Source organism: Ferruginibacter sp. SUN002 (genome assembly GCF_050611725.1).
Lineage (GTDB): Bacteria > Bacteroidota > Bacteroidia > Chitinophagales > Chitinophagaceae > Ferruginibacter.
Window position 1 is genome coordinate 3,170,281 of sequence record NZ_JBODJB010000001.1, and the last position, 23,837, is coordinate 3,194,117.

The following is a 23,837-nucleotide window of genomic DNA, read 5'->3' on the forward strand; positions in this document are numbered from 1 at the left end:
AATTGTAGGAAATTGTAAAACTGTAATTAGATATCTTCTTCGGCTAAAGGCAATTCTACAAAGAAAGTAGTGCCTACCCCTTCTTCGGTTTGAAACCATATCTTACCCTTACTTTGTTCTACAATGCCTTTACACATAGCAAGTCCCAAGCCCGTTCCGGATGTTTTAGTTGTAAAATTAGGCATGAATATTTTAGAACGCATATCGTGAGGAATACCCAATCCATTATCTCTAACGATAATGAGTACCCTTTTTTCTTTTACAACTTCCTTAATATCAATAACCGGTTTTCTGTCTGCCGGAATAGCCTGTAATGCATTCTGAACAAGGTTATTAAAGAGACGGTTAATATGAGTGCTATCTGCATCAATAATAACCGGATAGCTTACGAGATGCCATGTAAGCTCTACATTATCCTCAATTGCATGTAATTGTGCAACAGAACGTAATGTTTCGTTTAAATCAAATAACTCATTTTTAGGATTACCGATATTCGCAAACTGAGAAAAATCGCTTGCGATCTGACTCAAGTGATCTATCTGTTCTACCAACGTTTTTGCCACACTATTACCTAATTGTTTTACATCTCCCGAATTACTATCAATCGCCTTTTGTAAGTACTGCAAACTCAACTTCATCGGTGTAAGGGGATTCTTGATCTCATGTGCAACCTGCTTCGCCATTTCTCTCCAAGCACCTTCACGCTCGCTCTTTGCCAAAGCAATAGCACTATCATCCAGCTTATTTACCATTGTGTTATACTCATTGATCAACTCTCCTATTTCATCTTTTCTATTCCATATAATCGCTTCATTCTTCTTACCCAAATTCACTTCTCTCATTTTATGACTGATGAAAGAAAAAGAACTTGTAATTCTGTTAGTAAGAAACAAAGCAACAACACCTGCTATTAAAAAGATAAATGCATTCAAATTAATGATGGCCACTAAAAAATTAGAAATCTCCTGACGCAATTTTGTTTGAGCGGTGAAATACGGAATATTCAAATAAGCATACTCCTTACCGGATTCATCAATTACAGGGACATAGTTACTGAGGTATTCCAGTGTTCCGATCTTTTCCTCACCAAAATATTGTATTTCTTTTAGATTACGTAAATGATAATAAGCCATGGGATCCATCTTAGTGCCTACAATTCCTTTGCTGTAAGGCAATGGCAACGAAGACACTTGCAGATTTCCTTCGAGATCGTATAAATTAATATCAGCAGCATGTATCTCTGATATTTTTGTAACCATCTGTTCAAGACTTGCTTTGTAAGCCTGGTCATATATTTTTATCACATCATCAAAGGCAGATAATTCACCCAAAGTATTTCGTACTTCGTTGGCCATAACATGTATGGTTCTACTTAATTTTTCTTTATTGTTACTGTTATATCTATCTATAAAGAATAAAATTGTAGCCACGCCTATTACCAAAAAAGACAAGAGACTAATAAAAATAATTGTACCATGTACCTGATTTCGTATGCTCATTTGCCAGTATTGGCGCATTTCGGTTAATTTAAAACGGGAACGTATAACCGCATTTAAAAACCAAAAGATGGCTGTTACAAATAAGAACGAGCAGAATAAGTAGGAGAATAATGTAATGGATTCGATAAAGAAATTATCCTGTTTGGCAATGATAACAATTTTATCTGTAGCTGCTTTATACCATAGTTCATCATAACTGCCTTTACGAATATTTTCAAACTCTGTGGCCGGCACTTGTGATTGATCGAGTTGCCACGGAAATGCATAGTCGTTGTGGCTGTTTACCAATTGAAACTTATTATAAACCGCATAAGAATAAATAGGCGAATTTTCTATAGAGTTATTATACCCCTTCAAAAACAACTCCGGATACAAAGCATCTGTTTTATATTTTTTAGGAGATGCCAGTATAAATACATAACCCAGTATTTTTCCGGACGTATCCGTAATATCTTTTTTGCTGATATAGGTGAATCGGTCGTAGGAAACGTCATAATAGTACAGATCGGCAATTGCCGTAGGTTTACCCTGTGTGTTCAATATAGTTAGCAGTGTATTGAAACTCGTAGAATCCTGATTGAATAAGGGTTTCTCGGTATCACTGAACGTGTATATCCGTGTGTCGTATTTATTGAGGTACCCTGTAAAATTTTCGCTCAGCAAACTATCTTTCAATATTTTGTTGGTTGAATCTATCTTGAATTCATCGAACAAAGGTGCTAATACTTCACTTCGAAAATCTGTTAAGACGGTATTCATCAAACGTTCACTCGAAGGATCGGCTTTGGTAGAAAGCGTTTCTGCATAATGTTGCCGTCTGTCAATCTCTTTCTTTTTATTTTCTACAATGATGATAGCCGCAATAGAGAAAGAAAAGAAAAACAACCAGAATACAAGTCTTGATGAGACAATTTTAGAAGCCAGTAACGAAAGATATTTATTGTTAAGTAGATACAGATACAATATCAGCCATCCAAGCAACATCAATTCAAAAGTAACACTTCCCATACTGATCAAAGAAGATAAGCCGATCAGTCCGACAATAGCCACAAAGAAACTCAGCGGAAAGACTGTTGTTTTGATCTGTGGTGTGATCAAATAAGCTATGATCTGCGTTACAAAGAAATAACTAATAGATATACATCCGAGTACTACAAAGCCAATTACAGTATAATAAGTAAGCGTAAAGAAATTAACTACATCGAAAGATATTTGCGAATCAGCTACAAGTGAACGAAAAACGTTACCACAAATAAAAGTGATCACTAAAATCAAAACAACTCCAACCAATACTACAAACCAATTTAATATTGGCGACTTAAATTGTATGATAACTTTTTTTTCTTCGATATAATGCCGAGTGAAAAGTGTCAGCCATAAAAGTAGAATTGCATTGATGAGCAGATCTCCTAACGAACGTAGCACTGCATTGGAACCATATACAGAGGGGTCAAACAATTCAAACTGACGAAAATTCAAAGGCAACGGATAATAATAACTTAAAATTCTGATACCCACTACAACTGTGATTAGGAATAGAACGGCCACAGAAAAGTTCTTTTGCACCAAATAAGTTGCAACAAAATGAATAAACAATAAGATAAGAAAAGCTGCAAGCAATCGGCATATTACTGCTCCAAGATTATTATGACTAATAACAGGCTGCGATTTTTGCTCAAGTGAAAAAAGAAACTTCCCCGTTTTTGATTTGATAACGGTATTATTATAGGGACCTTCAGAGATGGCATAGCCATCTTCAATATCTTCACCAACAGCAAAATTATTTTTCAGGTATTCATTCGTGATAGAATAATCCCATTTGATCGGAATAAGCGCAACTGTTGTATAAGCATAGCATGGGGTTTTTCGCCAAACATAATTACCGTTCGATAGTTGTATGAACCCACTGCTATCTGCATCTGCTAATATAGCGTTGGTAGGTTTTACCACCTGTGTACTCCAAAATGCCATATCATATTCAGACATTGCATTTTGCCTGAACACAAAGAAAAAGTATGGTTTGTCCGTAATATTTTTTAAAAAAGCTTCGTTATATTTTCCTGATGCTAATTTAAATACCGATGCAGAATCACCTGCCAATTGTTCAAAATCATCTTCTTGTTCTCGTACATATTTCGAAATGTTTTTCTCGGCTGCCCGTACGGAAGAGTTGTCAGACCAATAGTTATCAATAATGAAAGAAATAGTTATAAGCCAAGCTGCAGCTACTAACAAATAGCTGTTTCTAATAATAAATTGCTTAAAAGTGTGTGTCTTTTGCAATAGGATGATTATTCTTTTGACTGTTTCTTAATTTTATCCCATTCTGCATCCATTTCCTGTAATGTCATAGCCGACAAAGCTTTTCCCATACCCGCCGCCGTTTCTTCCATCTTCACAAAACGATCAAAAAACTTTTTATTGGTACGTTCAAGTGCATTCTCAGCATCTAACTGCAAAAACCTTGCAAAGTTTATCAAAGAGAAAAAAACATCTCCTAATTCATCTTCCATTTTGCTTTTATCCCCCGATGCAATGGCTTCAAAAAGCTCCTTTTGCTCCTCTTCTACTTTTTCCCAAACCTGATCTTTGTTTTCCCATTCAAATCCAACTTGCTTTGCCTTTTCCTGTAAACGCATGGCTTTTATTGTGGCCGGTAAAGATTTGGGCACACCGCTTAAAACGGATTTTTTTCCGGATTTTATTTTTAGTTTTTCCCAGTTTCTTTTAACATCTTCTTCGTCATTGACTTTTACATCTGAGTAGATGTGCGGATGCCTGTATATCAATTTTTCACATACTCCGTTAATCACTTCTTCTAAAGTAAACTGATTTTGTTCTGTAGCGATCTTTGCATAAAATATGATGTGAAGCAAAATATCTCCCAATTCTTCTTTAATACCTTTCCAATCTGTGTCTGTTATTGCATCTACCAGTTCATAGGTTTCTTCAATAGTAAGCTGACGCAGTGTTTCAATTGTTTGCTTTCTATCCCACGGACATTGTTCTCTCAACTCGTCCATGATCTTCACTAATCTTAAAAAAGCTTCGCTCTTTTCGTTCTGCATAATTATTTTTTGTTTGAAAGTATTTTACTGTAGTTCCATTTCTTTGTCGCATCATCGTAAATAAACTCATATACAGTTTCCTGCTTTTCAGTCGGAGCTATTAAATTAAAATTAAACTCGTAGCCATAAACATTTAAGTTGCCATATGTATCGATCTTAATCTTCCGTAGTTTATCATCTCCCCTTGGACCTATATTTTCGAGTGTAAACGCTTGTTCTACTTTTCCGGAAAACTTACCTTCCTTGGTCAACACAACTGAATAAACATTCGAAGTACGTGCACTTCCCAAATACAATTTTCTTTTTCCTTCTATGTAAGAAATACCCATACCTAAAATATCTATACCTTCTAATTTGTCTATTATTTTTTTGTTGTTGATATCAATCGCATAAATAACACCTACCTCCTTACTACGAGTAGAACCTGCTACCGACGATACATACAGCGTATTAGTTTCACATAAATAAGCAAAGCCCAAAATGCCATAAGCGTTATAAATATTCGAACTGTCTAATGCAGACAATTCCATAAAAACACTCATCTCACCCGATTGTCCATCCACTCTATACAAGGTATTTTGTTTATCTGCTTTATTGTGTAAAACATTTACAACCGGTACCGGTGCTAAAAAAACATTACCTACATTATCTATCTGCATCGGACCAAGCCAGCCGGCCATTTTCCAGCTCGGGTGCTGATAGGTACGAGGCCGCTTCAACGGATCTTTCGGATCAGGGAGTTCTTCTAAAAGCAAACCCATCAATCTTTTATCTGAAGTACTTAAATAAGCCTTATTAGCTTGAAATCCAAACTTTGTAATAAAGGATGTAGTGCCTTTACAACTGTTATTATTATAATCCACTACTTCCTCTTTACACCCTGCAATTAACAGTGTGATACAGATGAAGTATTGTATATTAATTACTCTTCTCATTTAACAGGAATAAACATTGGTCCGCAAAAACATGGATAGACATGTGTTACATAGATACCATTTTCAAGAACAGATTCTGCCCAACAATATTCTCTTCCTTTAGAATCATCATTCTTTAATTGCGCCACATACCACATTACCAATTTCGAATGCTGAATATTATCCGGAACGGTTCCAATAAACTTTTCCGGTCCTTGCTGATAATCTGTATTACAACACGGACCAATCGTCACCAGATCACTCTCGCCTTCATCAACAGTTGGCTTATTGGCTGTTACATAAATATATGCATTATCTCCTCTGCCCTTGTCATTGAATTGGCCTCTGCCCGGTTCTACATAATATCCGCTACCGGTATTATCCAATAATTTAAAAAGATAGCCTTCTTTTGTATAAGTTGTGGTTGCCGATTGCTGCATCCATTTTTCTGCCGGCCAATTAGTCCAATCTTTTCCATTCCATTCCGAAAAATTATTTTGAGGTGCTGCAAAAGCGATCCTGAATACCGGTCTGTAAGTACCGTCATTGCCACATCCTCTACCCAAACTGGCTGCCGACACCCTGAATCGGCCATCTTTATAAAATTCAAATCTTTGCTTGTAATCATAATTGCATGGGCCGGGCCAGCCTTCACTTTTAAAGGTTTGCTCTAATACAAAACCTTCAATTTCATTTTTTGTATTTTTTAAAACAGCCACTTTGGGAATTTCAACCGCTACAACAGCCGCCTGAGAAAAATACGGGCAACCTACCGCATCGCTATATCCGAAGCCATCCGTTCCGGAATAACTCACATGCCAATCTACAAGTTTAGCACTTTGTAAAACCGGTTTTCCGTTAAAAGACACCTGTGCCACTCTTAAGCCATCACTACTCGTAAGCATGTAATTCAACTTCCATCCATCTTTTTCCAATGTAGTTTCTTTTTCGCAAAAGCAGGCTGTTACCTTATCATCCTGCAAACGCCTTTCTGTAATAGTTGGAGCCGGTCCGGTGGTACCAACATTTGTCCAGCGCACACCCACTAATTTATGATTTGTAAGATCGACAATTGCCCACAAAGCTTTTCCCTCTTTCACAAAAGTTGGCGCTACACATAAATGCCTGGACCTTTCACAACGGCTACGGTTAAGTGCTGTTTTTGTACTCGCCATCAAGGCATCTTTTTCTTCAGGTTTTATTCCGAGTGCAGTTTCTACTTCAGAGGATGATATGGCAATTTTAACGGCAATATCTCTCAGATAAGGAGAAAGATCAGGCTGCGTTTGTTCTTGTGTGCTATTGAACAATACTTTTTGTTGTTTGATATCTGTAATGGCAATTGAGGAAAGATTGAGTGCATAATTATACATTTCAACCCTATAGCAATCTTGTAGATTGTAGGCTGCCTTCACATAAGCCATATCGCTTTCTCTTGCAGGATATACACCAAATACTTCGTTTCGATAGGGAATATTTGTTCCGGGCTGCCGAGTATTTTTTATAAATCCCGAATCCTTTAACGCAATTGTCTGTGCAAGTAGTTGATACTGATTCAAAGAATCGCCGCATAATAATACAGGCACTGGCTGTTGCATAGCTTTCTTAAAAGCTTCTACTCTTTCGTTCACAAATGGAAAAGTTTTCAATGAATCAGTTTCTGCAAGAACAGATTTCAGCACATCTTCATCGTATTTTACAGCATTGCCAGGCAAACTATGGCCATCATTGCATGAAAAAACAAGTGACGATAGACCAAGTAAGACACAAATTGTAAGCAGCTTCATTGTAGAGGACATATTTATTGCAAATTAATATTTCTTTTTGGTTTCATCTTCTACAAATGGATTGCTAAAGCGAACATCATTGATCAAAGAAGAATCCGTAAGCGATTGTAAAAAATTTAAAAGGTCTATTTTTTCACTTTCGGTTATGGGAAACCCTTTTACTAACGGATCTTTATAAGGATTTTTTGTTCCGTCACCGGCGTATATACCTGTACTTATTACACGTCCACCAGATGCATACATATCTATAACCTCACCTAAATCTGCTGCACTTCCATCATGAAAATATGGAGCAGTGAACGCTAAATTCCGCAATGTAGGTACCCTGAATCTACCCATATCGGTATTATTTTTTGTGAGCTGATAAAGCCCCATATCGTAGGCGGGGTAAGCTCCTTTGCCATCAATATTGTATAAGCCGGTATTGAAATAATAAACGGTGTCTTTCTTTGCATTGATAACAACAGGCGACGAAAAATTAAACCCTCCATGACAGGATGAACAGTTTAATCTATTTGAAAAAAATAATTGCATCCCATTTTTCTGAGATGATGATAATGCATTTTTGTTACCTCCGATATATCTATCATATGCCGATTGATTAGAAATGATCGTTTGCATAAATGCGCTAATGCTGAGCTTGATGTTATTCCAGTTAAAAATATTCTTGTCGTCGGGAAATGCATCAGCAAATAGTTTTATGTACAAAGGATCATTGGCAATTTTTTTCAATATTTCTTCTTCATGCCCCTTTACACCCATTTCTTTCGGATGTTCATTGAACAAAGGATTGCTCATTTGCTGTATCGTAAGATGAATAGTAGAATCTGCAGCTGTCAGATATTTAAAACTACTCAGATTAAACAGCGGTTGTGTATTCCTTTGATGGAGATCTGCATAAGCACCCAAGGAACGTTTATATCCATCGGTGAAAGCTAAATTGGGATTGTGACAGGTACCGCACGATTTGGAATTATTTACAGATAAACGTCGATCATAAAACAGATATCTTCCCAATACCTCTTTTTTGCCTTGAACCTCGACTCCCTTTGTACTGCAAGCAATCAAAATATAACCGGCAAGGCTCACCACAGTGATACATATTATGACTAGAAAAATATTTTTCTTCATTCGTATTGTTATGAATATGCACAGGGCATATTTATTAATTTGTTAAAACCTCTCAGTCTGTCTCTGTCGAAGCTTTTCGGCACAAAATAAGCAATGTAATTAAATCAATTATTAGCTTATTTTTATGCCGAAATTAAACACAATGAATAAAAGAATATTAGTGATATTGTCAGTTTGCATAGGATTCAGCTCTTCAGCGCTGGCACAGTACTATTACAAAGAGATTTTAAGCAACAAACAACTAATTGCCGATCGGAACGCTTATAAAGAAAAAAAGATAAGAACCATAATTGTACATAGCCTTGAAGCGAATGGAGAACCTAGTGAAGGATTTTTCTGCGAAAAGAAAATCAGCAAAGACTACAGCCGTATTGAAACAGAAACTCAAACAGAATCAACGGGCAAATCTATACTAACTACTTATTTTGATGCAAAAGGATTAGTAAGCAAGACGATTGATCAATCCGACCTGCTTACAGCAGTTTCAAATTACAAATACGATAGCGATAATAATCTCATTTCCATATTTGCATACTCTTATTCAACACAGGAAACAGATACATCCTTGTATGTTGACAGCAGAAATGACACCATATCTCTTTCAGAAGAACATATTTATTCATACAACAACAAAGGACAACCGACAAAAATGCTGAGAGTTAAAAACAAAACAGACACCACTGTTTTTAATTTCACTATTGATGAGGCCGGCAATGTAACTGATGAAATTGAAGCCGTACCAAATGGTAGACATTATTACTATTACTACAGTGAAAACAACAGGCTCACAGATATTGTAAAATATAGTGTTATCAAAAGAAAATTGTTACCGGATTTTATGTTTGAATATGATACAGATGGGCAATTATTACAAATGATAACAACTGAAGAAGAAGTAGCAAATAATTATTCAGTACAGAACAATTATTTTATCTGGAAATATTTTTATGGTGATGATGGATTCAGGATCATTGAAAAATGTTTTTCAAACGAGAAAAAATTATTAGGATCTTTTGAATATGAATATAAATGATTGAACTAAATAATTAAAGCCTCCTGAGAACAGGAGGCTTTAATTTACTATTGATCTCTAAAACTATAACACTATCCTTTAATTCTTTTTGCTTCACTTTCCAATCCGGTTTGTCTTTGACGAGACGCTTTAACCTGACTGTTTCCAAAACGCCATGAGAAACTCAACCTGAATGTGCGACTTTCCCACGAGCCACTACCTTTAATGTTTACACCACCAAAGTCGTTGGTAGCACTCCACGGAGCAGTATAGAATATATCAGTTCCTGACACTTTAAGTGTCCCTTTGTTCTTCAATACAGATTTTTGTACACCTACGTCAACGCCACCCTGAGATTTTGTCCTCCAGGTTCCACCCCAGATACTCGGGCCATTATACCAACCGCTTATTTCCGCTGAATAACCTTTGCCCAATGTAAAAGTGTGTTGCATATATGCTCCATACATTGATAATTCTACATTTACTTTATTGTTACCTATAGCACCATCAAAAATTTGATAATTGTACCATAGGTTCACATAACCATTCCACCATTTTTTTATCATCAATGGCGAACCTATATTAAAGTTGATGATCTGTTGAGTTGCCAGATTTTGTTGTTGAACATAGGTTGCATTCTTAGTTGTATCAGTTACCATTGTTGCATAATCTTTTACATGACTATATCCAACTGTTGTATTGATCATTCCCAAAAAAGTATGTGTCAACTCAACATTATCTGTGTATTGTGGACGCAGAAATGCATTTCCTTTTTGATATGTCAACTCATCCAATTTATTTTCGAAGGGATTCAAATCTTGATAAGTAGGCCTGTCAATTCTGCGGCTATATGTTAAGCTCAATGAATTTTTCTGATTAACCATCCATGAAACGGCACCACTTGGGAAGAAATCAAGATAGTTACGTTTCACCCTGTTATCTGGCTGCACAATACCATCTCCTCTTGTAAGCGTGCCATCACTATTTGTTTGCTCCATACGTACACCAGCTTGTAAACTCCATTTTTGATTTAATTGTTGTTGATAATTTACATAAGCTGCGTTTACATTTTCTTTATACTTAAAACTGTTACTTTTTTCATCAACCTTTTCAGGTATGCCTCCTATCTCATTAAAAAAATCAAATGTGTTTTTTGTTGTTACAAAAGATGTTTTAACTCCATACCCGAATTTTCCTTTGCCCAATTTTTGCTCTGCATCAATTTTTGCTGTGTAGATATCAATATCGGTAGGAGTATAGTTACGATTGATAACACTATATAACAGGTTATTATTGATATCATAATAATTATTAGGTTGACGACTTCTACCAACTCCACGGAACAAACCATAATCAGCATCAAAATTTATCTCTCTTCCGGTTGTATCGATATAACGATAGTTCAGATTAAAATTTGCATTAGTTCTGCTACCGGGTATATTATTAATTGCTTTTAATGTTTTTACAAATGTGTTTGTCGGGTTGTAAAAAATTGAAGTCTTACTATCTGCCGTGAATTCATTATCGCTAAAACTTGAATTGGCCATAACTCCAATAGTATGCTTTTTATTGATAAAGAAGTCAGCTCCAGCCTTGAAATTGATATTATTGTTCTTATCAGCATTTGTGCTTAACTGATCATACAATGTATCCTGTTGTACCCTATATAATTTCAGTATATTTTCATACCTACCAATATTACCGCTTACATTACCAAATACATTTATTTTTTTATCTCTGTAATTCAATCCCACAGAAGCATTTGCTTTAGGTGTTACACCTTGAACATATCCAAGGTTCATACTACCATTGGTACCGAATTTTTTATTCTTTTTTAAACGAAGATTAACGATACCGGCATTACCACTTGCATCATATTTAGCACTTGGGTTTGTGATCATTTCTATCGCTTCAATATCATTACTGTTAATACTTTTAAGATAGGCAGCAAGATCTTTTGTATCGAGTTGCAACATCTTTCCGTCTACATAAACCTTTACACCGGTTTTCCCTTTCATGCTGATATTTTCATTGTTATCTACCTGCACACCGGGGCTTTTTTGAAGTAGTTCCAAAGCATTGCTACCTGTTGCATTAATGCTGCTTTCTACATTAAAAACAGTTTTATCTGCTTTTACTTCTATCATGGGTTTTCTTGAAGTTACTGTTACTGTACTTAACTGGTTTGCTGCAAGATCCAGTAAAATAGGTTTAACATTCACATCAATACCTTCAGCAACTGAAAACGCTTCAGTATATTTTTTTTCATATCCTATTAGAGAATATAACAGAATGTAATTATCCGGTTTTCTCACTGAAATTGAATATTCGCCATTTGCATCGGTAATATCTGTTTTTACAAGACTACTGTCTTTTGCAGCTAATAGCGATACTGTTACAGATTGCAACGGCTTACTGCCAGCACTTACTGTACCGCTCACTTTAGCCGGGCTTTGAGCCATTGATTGCATAGCAAATAGCATCAATGCTGCTAATGCTATGTTTATTTTCTTTCTCATTGTTTTGGTGGTTTTTAAATGTAGTGCAAAGCACTTCTAAAAAATTGAGGTTCAATAATTAAATTGGATGAACAGAGATAAAAACAATATAAGTGGTAAAATAAAAAAGTGCAGCTGTGATAAGCGGGAAAAAATATTGCAAAAGGTAGCAAATAAAAAAAGCGGCATCTGCCGCTTTAATCCAGTACTCGGGATGGGAGGCTAACTTTGAAACAATCTCATGCAACCATGTACATGAAAAATGTCGGGATGCCCCACATTTTGTGCATTATTGTATATGATTGTATTGAAAAGGGTCTACCAGAGGGTCTACCGAAATAGTGAATTATTGTTAATAGGCCCGCTTATTCACATATGGTTCAACGTGTAGGTCAATGTCATATAATAAAAACCTCCTATAGATGGGCCTCCTAAAAACGAATAATAATACTTATTTAAAACATTAGTACCTCCTAACTTTATGTTTATTTGAGGGGCTTTAATATGATAGCTAGCTTCTACATCAAGGTTTCCATAAGCAGGGACAGTGCCTGTTACTAAAAATGTTTGTGAATAATAACTATTCTGCCATTTATAAGTAATGCCTGCACCTATGCCTTTATAAATATTTTCATTTGCAACTGAAATATTAGTTATCCATTGCGGCGTATTGAAACCATCTTCCAAACCATCATTGCCTGATTTTCTATCCAGCTTTGCATAAGAAACATTTGCTCTAAGAATATAATTTTTTGGAAGATTATATTTCAACCCAAGACTACCTCCATAATTGTACACAGTTGTTTTGGAATTTGTCCATAAACGATACCTATCCTGTGTTTTATTATCGTTCAAATAAAAAGCAACAGAATCCGGCTTTGAAGTTTTTGCAACACTTGCTTCTACCTGTGCAATGAATGAATTGTATTTGTTGTAATAGAAATCTACATCAACAAATAATCTCGAATGTACAAACAACCCTTTGTAACCCAATTCAATTGAACTAACATGTTCCGGTTTAAGATAAGTGTACCCATTTTTTTTCAATAGACTGGCATTTCTTTTAATGGAAGAATCTTTCGTGATCGCTAAAGTGTTTACATCTTTTGTAACAGCTGCTTTAAAAACATCGATGGGTGATTTAAGGTATGAGTTCTCAAAAACCCCATTAGACATAACTTTTAGCCCGCCCACTCTTTTTACACCGCCACTATTTACATTTGAGAATCCTTCAAACAAACTCGGGAAACGATTGCCGCTTTGATAAGCGATCCTGAAATTATTTTTTAAGTTTGGAGAATAGACAGCAGTAAATCTCGGATTCCATAACATAGAGAAATAATCATTTCTATCAGCTCTTATAATTGCACCAAGTTTTACTTTATTTTTCAGTACTCTTCTTGTTGCAGAAATAAACCCACCTGATTTACTATAAATTAAATTATCAAATTTGTTTGTAGCAGTAGGATTGATAAAATAATTTCCATCTGGAATAACAACATACGTTCTGTAATCAAACCCTGCTAGCAATTCTACATTTGTTTTTTTCTTAAATGCACTTAAAATATTTTCTGTCAAATTTATTTGTGCATCAATATTGATCAAATTTGCTTTTACTCTCAATGCCGCACCCGAATCCCAGTTGTTAATATTTTTTAATTTATTAAAAGTGGTTTGGTAGTCTGCACTTCCAGGTTGTAGTCTTGCAGTATCCGCAAAAATCCGGGCAGCCTGCAAAGCTTGTATCACACTAGCTGGTGATGCGTATGTACTATTGAATCTTGTTGCAAAATCCCCAAACCACTTATCATCACTTTTATAAGCCTTATCAGTATTTTCTGCCATTGAGCGGAGGTTGTATGAATCCCCTGTGTTCTCTACATTCCAGTAAGCATGGACAGTAATCGATTTAGATCTTAAATTTAAACCATGTTGTTGTACCAAATAATTTTCTAATCTAAATCTATTAGATCTTTGATAGATATTATCCATCAAAGAAAATTTATAAGCGTAAGAAATTTCAGTGCGGTCATTAATTTTGTAAAACAATCCTGCATCGCCTTTTATATTTTGCAATGAATAATCAGCAATTTGTTTTTCGTAATAACCTGTTCTTGCTATCACATAATTTTTACCTTTTAAAGTAATTGCTTTTCTGTTAGACGATTCATTACCATATCCATTCACACCATCATAACCCGGATTATCCAAACCAGTTAACCCTAGGGTTGCATTACCGGCGGCATTGATATCGGTATGGTCATCTGCGATCCAGTCAGTACCCGTTGTAAATGTTCCATTTACTTTTAATGCAAACTTTGAATTAAATGCACGAGCAATACGCAAACTTGTTTCTGAAAATATTTTAGCACTGCTGTTAGAATCACTTACATGATTTATACCCGTTTTTTGTTGAATGCTTATTCCCTGAGATGTAAAGGGATCTTTCGTAATGATATTTGCCAACCCATTAATAGTATTCATGCCATACAGGGCAGAAGCTACACCAGGTATGACCTCCACACTTTCTACATCCATATCATTCGGACCAATTGCATTGGCAATCGGTGCACCGATATGCGGTGCCTGTATATCCATACCATCTACTAATTGAGCAAAACGAACGTTGGTTGTGTTTGCAAAACCTCTTGTATTAATTACTTTAAAACCTATGCTGGGAGTAATGATCTGCACACCTTTTACATTTTCCAACGCATCAAAAAATGAAGGAGCAGCAGAATTTTTAAAATATTCAGCACCCACTTTTTCAATACTTACTGGTGATTGTAATATTTTTTCAGGCACTTTTGAAGCTGAGACAACTACTTCATCTAAAATAGCAGCATGTGCAGAATCTGATAATTTTTGTGCATTCATTTGTGTCAATAAAAAACACCCCACAAGCGTAGTTGTAAAAAACTTCATAATAGAGTAGTTTGGTAAAACAGTTTCGTTATTCCTTGAAATGAATAACGATGGTAAAAATAAAAGAAACGGAAGAAATTAAAAATTAAATTTTTCTGCTTCTTTCTCTAAGAATTTTTGGAATCGATTGTTGAAAGATTTAAAAAGTGCTATCATTTCTTGCCCTTTCTCAGTAACAACAGCTTGCCCTCCACCTTTGCCACCACGATGAGATATAACCAATGGGGTTTTTGCTTTTGTATTGATATCATCGATCAACTGCCACGCTTGCCTGTAAGACATTTTCATAGCAGCAGCAGCTTGTCGGATTGAACCAAATTCCTTAATTTTTTCCATTAATTCAATCCGACCTTTACCTACCAACTTACCCTCATGAGTATTTATCCAAATACGACCATCGGCAGTTAATTCAATATTTTTAGATTTGTTTTTCATTTCTTAATATTTAAAGAATTGAATCATTTGAAAAGTCACTTTCACTTTTAAAATGAATTTAAATGGAAATGTAGAAAAAGTTTCCAAAAGTAAAAGAAATGAATCCATTTGGCAGGATCAAAGAAATGAAAAGGGGCTACCCAGCGGTCTACTAGCTAAAATAAAAAACTCCAAATGTAAGCGGGACGCTACTTTTGGAGTTTGAAGGGTACTCGGGATGGGAATTGAACCCACACTCGCATTACTGCGAACAGGATTTTAAGTCCTGCGTGTCTACCAGTTCCACCACCCGAGTGACACATGTTTACTCAAAAAATGAGCAACGAATTGAAAAAAAAAGCAGATAACAAAAGCTATCTGCTCTATTCTCAGAGCGGAAGACCGGGCTCGAACCGGCCACCCCGACCTTGGCAAGGTCGTGCTCTACCAAATGAGCTACTTCCGCATTATATATTCAATGAGTCGAAAACTTATTGAACTGTTTAAAAGAACTTTTCCGATTTTTTCGGACTGCAAAAATAAGGGTTGTATTACAACCACAAAATTTTTTTTATTTATACGATGGATTATATAGCGTGTTTTCAGGTACAGCTACTTGAGGTTTACCTTTATAGCGGTGTGTATACAAATTATAGCAGCCGCCTAAAATAAAAGCCACCACTAAAAAAACCTGACAAAACCAAATAAAACGAGATGAAGACACCCAATTATGGGCAAAATCCTTGTGTTTATTGTCTATTATTTCCTGAGCCATAATAATTTCTGATTTGCAGTGCAAAAATAAGGTATGCCACTCAAAAAAACTTATTTACCAGCAACAATTTCTGAAAAGGTTGTCTTCTTCTTTACAAAATGTTGCCAAACCGCCGATCCACCATACCATCCTGATAATCTGCTGTTTTTGCGTATAGGAAAAAATTGTCTCCGCTTTTTTGTAAATATCCATCTTAAAAAATGAACATGTCCCCTTTGAATGGCTATAAAATAGCCCGGATTACCACCCAATAAACCTTTCGCAGCTGCCACATTATCCAATAACATCCTGAAGGGAATTTTCCAAAATGTTTCAAACAGAGTAAAATTCTTTGCCATCATGATCAGGTTATTCCTGAAGTTAAGGAAAACTTTCAGGTTATTTTCTTTAGGCAAGGTCCCACCGCCTACATGATAAACTACTGAGGCTGGTTGAACATATATTTTATACCCTGCCAATTGCATTCTCCAGCAAAAATCAATTTCTTCCTGATGAGCAAAGAAATACTCATCTAAACCGCCAATACTGTGATACAATTCTGCTTTCACAAACAAAGCGGCACCACTTGCCCAAAAGCAGGGTTGAGCATTATCATACTGTCCTTTATCTTCTTCAACAATGTCAAAGATCCTGCCCCTCGAAAACGGATAGCCGTATGCATCCAGCCAGCCGCCACTAGCACCGGCATACTCAAACTCACGTTTATGATTGTACGATAATAATTTTGGCTGACAAGCTCCAATGGAATGATCGCTTTCCATCAAAGCAATAACAGGCTCAATCCAATCAGGTGTAACTTCCACATCACTGTTCAGCAAAATATAATAATCACTCTTTACTTGCTTTAAAGCTGTATTGTATCCTTTTGCGAAGCCTTCGTTTACTGTATTCTTAAGTAGTTCAACTTCTGGAAAATATTGTTGCAAAAAGCTAATTGAATCATCTGTTGAAGCATTATCTGCCACGATCACCCTTTTATTAATATAGGTAGATGCCAATACCGATGGCAGGAATTTTTCTAAAAAAGCCCTGCCATTCCAATTCAATATCACAATTGCTACAGATGGTAAATCTTGATTGTTAAGCATATCAAATGTATAGTCATCCTTGCTTTGTCTCGATAATCATCGGGATTAATCCGCAGTACAACTATTTAACCTTACTTGTGTTTTGCACAAACTTAGTTCATTTCTTATTTTTCATTTCTTATTTCTTAATTTATATTTGATAAAATGTTCACTCAACTATTTAACTGGCGTACACTGCTTGCTGTTGTTGCAATAACAATTGTAACGGGTACTGTATTTTATTCAAATCAGCTTGCTAAAAAAATTGCTGCCGGCGAAAGGCTTAAAATAGAACAATGGGTAGAAGCTGTAAAAGACCTCAATAATCCAGATGCGATCGCAACTACTCTATCTACTGAAATACTAACAGACAATAGCAAGGATATTCCGATGATAGCAGTAACTGAAAAAGATAGCATTCTAGATCACTATAATCTTGACACCAATAAGATAAAAGCCGAGAAATCTTACCTCACCGATAAAATAGAAGAGTTTAAACAATTACATACACCTATTGAATGGAAAAATCCATTCGACAGCACACAAACCAATCGTGTTTTTTATGGTGAATCTAAATTATTAAAGCAAGTAAGATACTACCCGATCATTCAACTGGTAATTGTTGCATTCTTTATAATCATCATTTTAATTACAATCAGCACAAGAAATAAAAGCACTCAAAATCAGGTATGGGCGGGGATGGCAAAAGAAACGGCCCATCAATTGGGCACACCGCTATCTTCTTTACAAGGTTGGGTAGAGATGCTGAAAGACAATCCTGCCGGTGAAAAGATCGCCATTGAGATGGAAAAAGATGTTGATCGATTGCGTTTAGTGAGTGATCGTTTTGGTAAAATAGGCAGTACACCTCATTTAGAAGAAACCAACATTATTGCACAAATAGAAAACATGGTAGCCTATATTAAACGAAGGGCTACTGACCGGGTTGATTTTTTTATTAATACAAATGAAAAAGAAATTACAGCATTGATCAATGCTCCATTATTTGATTGGGTAATAGAGAATTTGCTTAAAAATGCATTGGATGCAATGGAGGGGAAAGGCAAGATATCAATTACAATAACAAATGAGACTTCGCAAATTTTAATTGATGTTGCTGATTCTGGAAAAGGGATCAGCAAACAAAACATTGCAAAGGTTTTTAAACCCGGGTTCACAACAAAAAAACGCGGTTGGGGACTTGGTCTTAGTCTTTCAAAAAGAATTATTGACCAATATCATAAAGGGAACTTATCGGTAAAACATTCAGAACTTGGCAAGGGAACTACTTTCAGGATAGTGTTGAGGAAATAATTGAGAAGGTTGAGAAGGTTTAGGTTGCACTTCTAAACCTTCTCATAAAATCATTACTTTTGCACCACAAAAATCACCTGCGGCGATGGCGAAATTGGTAGACGCACTACCTTGAGGTGGTAGCGCTCGAAAGGGCGTGGGAGTTCGAATCTCCTTTGCCGCACAAAAAACCTTTCAATTATTGAAAGGTTTTTGATTTTATACAAATCGTTCAAACATCATTAGGATTTAGAGAGGTGGTAGTTCCGTCAAAAGCGGGATGGGGTAACCAATCTCCTTTGCCGAACAAAAAACCCTTTCAAATCATTGAAAGGGTTTTTAATTTAAGTATGAATATTCCTATCTCATTAAATACATCTTACCATATCCTTTATTAAAGTATTGATCAGTCTTATCTCCATCAGCTTTGTATTTATCCATAGCCTTGCCATTTAAACTGGTTAACACTCTGTACAAATAAACTCCATTGGCCAATTTTTGACCATAACTATCTGTTCCATCCCATTTAAACTCAGTGATGTTTCTACCAATGTGGATCGGACCCAATTCATCCTTATTGATCTCTCTTACTACTTTACCTGTAATAGTTAATATCTGTATTCTAAAACCTTGTGGCGGTTCACTACCGGTAACCGTAAATACAAATGCGGTTGAAGTGGTAAACGGATTAGGATAATTCAACAAGTTTGAGATCATTGGTTTGTTAATAACGGAGAAGTTTACACGATATTCTATGTAACCGGCCTTATTTTCAACAGCATCTTTACCAGAAACGATCAATATATATGTTCCGTCGGCAAGGAATGTAGGGCTAAACTCAATGGTTGCAGTATTTTGCCCACTACCAAGATCGGCAGGAGTAAAATGAAGCATATCTGCAAAATAGAAATCATGCAAAGTACCATCAGGATATTGCACCTGTACTTTTAACAAAGAAGTATCTTTTAATGCCATGAAACGACTTTCATCTTTCAGTTTAACAAGAATATTAGGAGTTGATGAAACAATATCATCATTAAGAATATGTACCCCATCAAAAGTCACATCCAGCAAAGGATTGAACTGATCTGCTTTCACAAAGAAATTCTTATAAATAAAATTATTGAACAATGTTTGTTCAGGCTGATCATCATCTGAGTTAAACATCAGATATAAAGTATTATCGCCTGAGTAATCTTTGGTATCAATCGCATATCGAACAACAACTGTATCGCCTGAAATCAAAGCTTTCTGTCTTGGGATATCGATTGTATGTGGTACATTATCTCTATCGGTGATGACAAATTTTATTTTAAGACTATCGAAATTTACAGAACTGATATTTTTAAATACCAACGCAAAGTTGATCTTTTCCCCTTGTTCTACCGTATCCTTCATATTCAAGAGAATATTAGGGGCAACCGCACCTTCGGGAAGATAATCTGCGTTAATTCTCCAATACGTAAGTTGTTTTGGCGTAGCGTATGTTTCATCGATGTTTATCATTTTCAATTGAACATATGGATAAATCGATGCATCGATAAAAGCAAGTGATGTATCAATTGCAGGATGTACAGTAGCTAACAATATTTTGCTACCGTCTTTCTTAACTCCGTAAACTTCTATGTCAACTGAATCGGCAGTTGTAACAGGATCTAGACTTTGACCTCTCCAATGTAATGAATACCAGGTTTTGGCAGGACCATATAATGGAGATTCAATTGTACCCGAACGCTCTGAGCCTTGTAGATTAAACACTTTTTCCAAATGCTCGTCTGCCGTTACACCAACAAATTGTTGCGGTGTATAGCTACTTGTACCCTTGCGATAGAAGAATACAAATGGGAGGTTTTTTGTAAACTCATCTATCCTGCTTAATCCATTTGCTTTAAAAGTATGATATAAAGAGTTACCTGCACCAAGTGTAGTTTGATCTGTCTGCCAATCGCTTATAAAAGTTGTATTCTTGTGAATAAACCCAAAAGCATCAATATCTGAAGCAAAGTTGGTGATGGATACATACATTCCGTTAGGAATAGCATTTAAAAAGTCTATCGCCTTTCTCCTGTATCCGGCATCGTTATAAGGGAATTCGAAGAAAGTTCTATATTCCGGATGGGCAACATCTTCGCAAGGTTGAAGACTACCAAATCTTCCTTCATTTCCATTCACTACATAATTCTTCCACGGAAGATGCGTTAAGCTGTCATATACTGCAATTTGAATTACATTATATTGACATCCATACAAATCAAGTCTTGTAAAATTCAAATTAAGATCTATTCCATCGTAATTAAAATAAGGATATAACCCTGTTCGTATCAACAGATCGTTGTTTGTTTTAGCAAATCGAAACACTCTATCGGCATCCAAACTAACTGTATTATATTCACTATGCTTATGCTGATAGTAATGCGATTGATTAAATCCGCTGCTACTACCTGCCAGGTATACAAATGAAGAAACATTCCACACAGGTGGTGTTGCTGTCAAAGATGCAATAGCCGTACGCCAGTAATAAACCTTGCCATCTACAAAAGTTATATTGTTTGGTGTAAACTGAATCAATCCACCCGTACCGGTTGAAGTATATTGTTTCAGGAAAGGTGAATTAAACAATTCCGTTGTATCTACCTCCATTAAAAACTGACGTTGTCCCATCAAAGGGTTAGCAGTAGATGCGCTATATGTAATGTTTTGCTGATTTACTATTGAGTAAATATAGGGATATACCGGACGGAGTTCATCTTCAAAAATGTAAAAATCCTTTGTAACTACATTGTTCGTTTCACACAACTCCGCAATATGATTATCAGCGTCTGTAGTTACAATAAGCTGATTCAACCCCTTATCTGTTAATGAATTTATAGGAACCACCAGATTAACAGAATCCACATATCTGGTTGATGCTATTTTAGTATCATAAAGCGTTTGTACATTACCGTCAGGTAACTTGCGCTTTACTGTAATACGTATAGAATCGTTTACCGCTTTGCCAATATTGTAAGTTTTAACATTCACCGTAAAGCTATTATCTGCCACAGATATTATTGACGGACTGATCTTAACAGTTTGATCTTCTACAACATAATCAGGGGCATTAAAGGAGTTAACCTTAAGCGCCGGATCCCCGTGCAGCGTTATTTCTTCGAGATGAATGCGTATATAATAATCAGATTCTTTTATGTTACTACCCAAATTCTGTAGGATCAATTTGAGTTGATTGCCCATTGAATTACCGTAAAGTGTTCTACAAAATGCAGTATACAACTGCCTGTCATACACATCTAAATAAGGAGGTATTCCCAAATGTGAATCGGCTAAAAAGCCAATACTTCCTCTGTCTTTTGCCAATACGTATTTTTCCGAAAGCGAAAGACTACCTGAAAGGCGGGCTATATCATAAGTAAAGAAATTACCGGCGCTACAACCACTTACACAGAACATCGGGTATTTTCCTTTGTTATCATACACTTCGGGGTTACTTAAATTGAATGCAAGTGTATTGGCTGATGAGTGACCAAAATAACTGATCACACTTACTCCTTCTTTCATCAAAGCTTTGATCCGTTCGCCATTGGCTTGTTCTACAGATGCAGTAGATTCTTTTTTAAATGTTTCAGTTTTAGCACCAAATAAAGTGTCTGCTGCTATGTCTGCATAGCCTTTCATGTAATTTTTAAATAACGCATCCTCTGCACTATCGGCACCACCAATTACATGGATTATATTTTTCATCCAAACCTTATCAATAAGAGAACAACTTGTAGTTGCTTGCACCTGCTCATATTCTTTCATTTTGTCAAGATAATTTCCAAGTTCGGCTCCACTCACAACAGCAATTCTTCCGATAGGAATAAGCGGCACATACTTACTAGGTTCACAAGCAAGCAATACATCTGAAGGAGGCCATCCAAATGTTGGAACCAAATTTAATTTATCAGCATTAGGATCAGATTCATTTTTTCTATACTCATCATAAGTAACACCTCGTCCTACCAGAAAAACGTATTTAGGTTTAACTGTAAATTGTTGTGCAGCATATCTTACAAAATCTCGTATAGATGATGGATGTTTTTTAATACCAAACCCAAACTGATCGACCAATTCATCGATGGAAACAATTTTTGCATTGTAGCCACCACCTGCAGTTGAGGTACGGTATTGAGCATATTTTAAAACGTTATCTACTCCTGCTCCATCATCAAACAAAGATTTGTGTGAGATCAAAAGATAATCTCCCTGATTGGCAGCACTTGAATAGTTAACAAAGTTTCGTTGCGTTAATTGATTCACTGCGGTGATATTCGATGCGTCTTCGCTTACCAGCATAAACTTACCTGATTCAGTTGGAGATGCAGGTAAAACAAATTTTATTTTGCCCACTGTTGAAATATCTCCCACATATCTTTTTCCGTTAACAAGATCATACAAAACAGGAGCAACACTACCGTTGTTAAAATTATCTATCTCCAGATATTTGGGTGATGCATCGGCCGCTAATTCAAAATAAAAATTCTTACTACCTGAAAAATTAAACGTAGCCGGATAAGTAATTGCAATTTCTGAAACTACTATCCGATCATTCACATTTGCAGAAGTACCATTGATAGAAACATCGACCGTGTTAGGATTTTGAAGATACGATAATGGCAATCCGTCGACTTGTTTTTTTGCGGCACTAAAAAGATCCATCGTTTCATTAATCACCGTATTTCCAAACAGCTTCATTCGTATGTTTCTGAAGTTTAAAGCATTTCCATATCCGGATATATAAGCAGAAAGACTGTTAGCAGGACCTGCAGTATAAACATTCAGATTTGAAAATTGATACGTAAGATCTTGATCGGGTTGTATATCTCTACTCGACCATCCTTCGCCATTGTCAAAAGACGAAGAATAAACATATTCGCCAACAGGTGAAGCATATCCACGATTTATTTGATCACCATTTGAAGGATTGTTAAAAACGTGACTCAATCTTCTCATGTAATACAATTCGGCCGGCAATATATTACCTGCAGTATTGTTTGATGCCGTCGTATAACGAAGATTGGCCGTTGCCGCATTTACAGTAAGAAAATATGCTGCAGTATCGGTAAACAAACTTGTACTGTCGCATAATTGAAATTCAGGTTTTCTGTACAATTGTCTGTCAACAACACCATCATTTGCTTTTCCAAGAAATTCAATATAGTCGGAGGAAGACAGTGCACCAGCACTAGCGGAAGTGTACAAACGAACTTGTTCTCCGTTTCTCCATAGTTGAAAATTTTGAGCCGGCGTATTGCCAAGTCCAATTCCTGCAAGTGTCGGTTGGTTGATACGATATAAACCGGATCTACCTATCGTAAACTTATAATAAACCTTACTATAGTCTATCCAGCTATTATTAAGTTGTGCATCTGCAACAACTGTTATAAAAAGGAAAAACGGAATTAATATTTTTTTCAT

The 23,837-nt window shown here is 35.9% G+C and carries 12 protein-coding genes and 3 tRNA genes; 3 read left to right on the forward strand and 12 right to left on the reverse strand.

Going from position 1 to position 23,837, the window contains the following annotated elements; translation table 11 throughout:
• Window positions 1-26 precede the first annotated feature (26 nt).
• From ACQ33O_RS13545 to ACQ33O_RS13565, 5 genes are read right to left on the reverse strand one after another with little or no spacing between them, the layout of a single operon-like run.
• The gene (locus ACQ33O_RS13545) at window positions 27-3,782 is read right to left on the reverse strand and encodes a sensor histidine kinase (protein ID WP_430996129.1); all 3,756 of its coding nucleotides are present in this window, start codon (window positions 3,780-3,782) and stop codon (window positions 27-29) included.
• Window positions 3,783-3,790: 8 nt separating this feature from the next.
• Window positions 3,791-4,567 carry a nucleoside triphosphate pyrophosphohydrolase gene (gene mazG, locus ACQ33O_RS13550; RefSeq protein ID WP_430996130.1) on the reverse strand — a complete coding sequence of 259 codons (777 nt, stop codon included), beginning with the start codon at window positions 4,565-4,567 and terminating at the stop codon, window positions 3,791-3,793.
• 2 nt (window positions 4,568-4,569) lie between these two features.
• On the reverse strand, window positions 4,570-5,502 hold the full coding sequence (locus ACQ33O_RS13555; RefSeq protein WP_430996131.1) for a hypothetical protein: 933 nt from the start codon (window positions 5,500-5,502) through the stop codon (window positions 4,570-4,572).
• The gene (locus ACQ33O_RS13560) at window positions 5,499-7,268 is read right to left on the reverse strand and encodes a hypothetical protein (protein ID WP_430996132.1); all 1,770 of its coding nucleotides are present in this window, start codon (window positions 7,266-7,268) and stop codon (window positions 5,499-5,501) included. The genes ACQ33O_RS13555 and ACQ33O_RS13560 overlap by 4 nt, the downstream gene beginning before the upstream one ends.
• Window positions 7,269-7,292: 24 nt before the next feature.
• The gene (locus ACQ33O_RS13565; RefSeq protein ID WP_430996133.1) at window positions 7,293-8,399 is read right to left on the reverse strand and encodes an MbnH family di-heme enzyme; all 1,107 of its coding nucleotides are present in this window, start codon (window positions 8,397-8,399) and stop codon (window positions 7,293-7,295) included.
• A gap of 142 nt (window positions 8,400-8,541) precedes the next feature.
• Here ACQ33O_RS13565 and ACQ33O_RS13570 point away from each other — a divergent pair, with 142 nt between their 5' ends.
• On the forward strand, window positions 8,542-9,432 hold the full coding sequence (locus ACQ33O_RS13570; protein WP_430996134.1) for a hypothetical protein: 891 nt from the start codon (window positions 8,542-8,544) through the stop codon (window positions 9,430-9,432).
• A gap of 71 nt (window positions 9,433-9,503) precedes the next feature.
• Here ACQ33O_RS13570 and ACQ33O_RS13575 read toward each other — a convergent pair whose 3' ends face one another.
• The 6 genes from ACQ33O_RS13575 to ACQ33O_RS13600 form a co-directional block, all read right to left on the reverse strand.
• On the reverse strand, window positions 9,504-11,930 hold the full coding sequence (locus ACQ33O_RS13575; RefSeq protein WP_430996135.1) for a TonB-dependent receptor domain-containing protein: 2,427 nt from the start codon (window positions 11,928-11,930) through the stop codon (window positions 9,504-9,506).
• A 348-nt stretch (window positions 11,931-12,278) separates the two neighbouring features.
• Complete coding sequence (locus ACQ33O_RS13580) at window positions 12,279-14,834, reverse strand: TonB-dependent receptor (protein ID WP_430996136.1); 2,556 nt, start codon at window positions 14,832-14,834, stop codon at window positions 12,279-12,281.
• A 78-nt stretch (window positions 14,835-14,912) separates the two neighbouring features.
• Window positions 14,913-15,269 carry a winged helix-turn-helix domain-containing protein gene (locus ACQ33O_RS13585; RefSeq protein ID WP_430996137.1) on the reverse strand — a complete coding sequence of 119 codons (357 nt, stop codon included), beginning with the start codon at window positions 15,267-15,269 and terminating at the stop codon, window positions 14,913-14,915.
• A 209-nt stretch (window positions 15,270-15,478) separates the two neighbouring features.
• Window positions 15,479-15,564, reverse strand: a tRNA-Leu gene (locus ACQ33O_RS13590).
• A 77-nt stretch (window positions 15,565-15,641) separates the two neighbouring features.
• Window positions 15,642-15,714 (reverse strand) — tRNA-Gly (locus ACQ33O_RS13595).
• A 359-nt stretch (window positions 15,715-16,073) separates the two neighbouring features.
• On the reverse strand, window positions 16,074-17,111 hold the full coding sequence (locus ACQ33O_RS13600) for a glycosyltransferase family 2 protein (protein WP_430996138.1): 1,038 nt from the start codon (window positions 17,109-17,111) through the stop codon (window positions 16,074-16,076).
• A 144-nt stretch (window positions 17,112-17,255) separates the two neighbouring features.
• Here ACQ33O_RS13600 and ACQ33O_RS13605 point away from each other — a divergent pair, with 144 nt between their 5' ends.
• The gene (locus tag ACQ33O_RS13605; protein ID WP_430996139.1) at window positions 17,256-18,404 is read left to right on the forward strand and encodes a sensor histidine kinase; all 1,149 of its coding nucleotides are present in this window, start codon (window positions 17,256-17,258) and stop codon (window positions 18,402-18,404) included.
• Between the two features lie 79 nt (window positions 18,405-18,483).
• Window positions 18,484-18,567: transfer RNA gene (locus ACQ33O_RS13610), tRNA-Leu, on the forward strand.
• Window positions 18,568-18,743: 176 nt separating this feature from the next.
• On the opposite strand, the gene ACQ33O_RS13615 is transcribed toward ACQ33O_RS13610, so the two are convergent.
• Window positions 18,744-23,837, reverse strand: a complete 5,094-nt coding sequence (locus ACQ33O_RS13615) for a C25 family cysteine peptidase (protein WP_430996140.1) — start codon at window positions 23,835-23,837, stop codon at window positions 18,744-18,746.

Excerpts from the sequence above, each read along its gene's own strand:
- mazG (WP_430996130.1), bottom strand. The coding sequence starts at position 4,567 with ATGCAGAACGAAAAGAGCGAAGCTTTTTTAAGATTAGTGAAGATCATG.
- ACQ33O_RS13555 (WP_430996131.1), bottom strand. The coding sequence starts at position 5,502 with ATGAGAAGAGTAATTAATATACAATACTTCATCTGTATCACACTGTTA.
- ACQ33O_RS13560 (WP_430996132.1), bottom strand. The coding sequence starts at position 7,268 with ATGAAGCTGCTTACAATTTGTGTCTTACTTGGTCTATCGTCACTTGTT.
- ACQ33O_RS13565 (WP_430996133.1), bottom strand. The coding sequence starts at position 8,399 with ATGAAGAAAAATATTTTTCTAGTCATAATATGTATCACTGTGGTGAGC.
- ACQ33O_RS13570 (WP_430996134.1), top strand. The coding sequence starts at position 8,542 with ATGAATAAAAGAATATTAGTGATATTGTCAGTTTGCATAGGATTCAGC.
- ACQ33O_RS13575 (WP_430996135.1), bottom strand. The coding sequence starts at position 11,930 with ATGAGAAAGAAAATAAACATAGCATTAGCAGCATTGATGCTATTTGCT.
- ACQ33O_RS13580 (WP_430996136.1), bottom strand. The coding sequence starts at position 14,834 with ATGAAGTTTTTTACAACTACGCTTGTGGGGTGTTTTTTATTGACACAA.
- ACQ33O_RS13585 (WP_430996137.1), bottom strand. The coding sequence starts at position 15,269 with ATGAAAAACAAATCTAAAAATATTGAATTAACTGCCGATGGTCGTATT.
- ACQ33O_RS13600 (WP_430996138.1), bottom strand. The coding sequence starts at position 17,111 with ATGCTTAACAATCAAGATTTACCATCTGTAGCAATTGTGATATTGAAT.
- ACQ33O_RS13605 (WP_430996139.1), top strand. The coding sequence starts at position 17,256 with ATGTTCACTCAACTATTTAACTGGCGTACACTGCTTGCTGTTGTTGCA.
- ACQ33O_RS13615 (WP_430996140.1), bottom strand. The coding sequence starts at position 23,837 with ATGAAAAAAATATTAATTCCGTTTTTCCTTTTTATAACAGTTGTTGCA.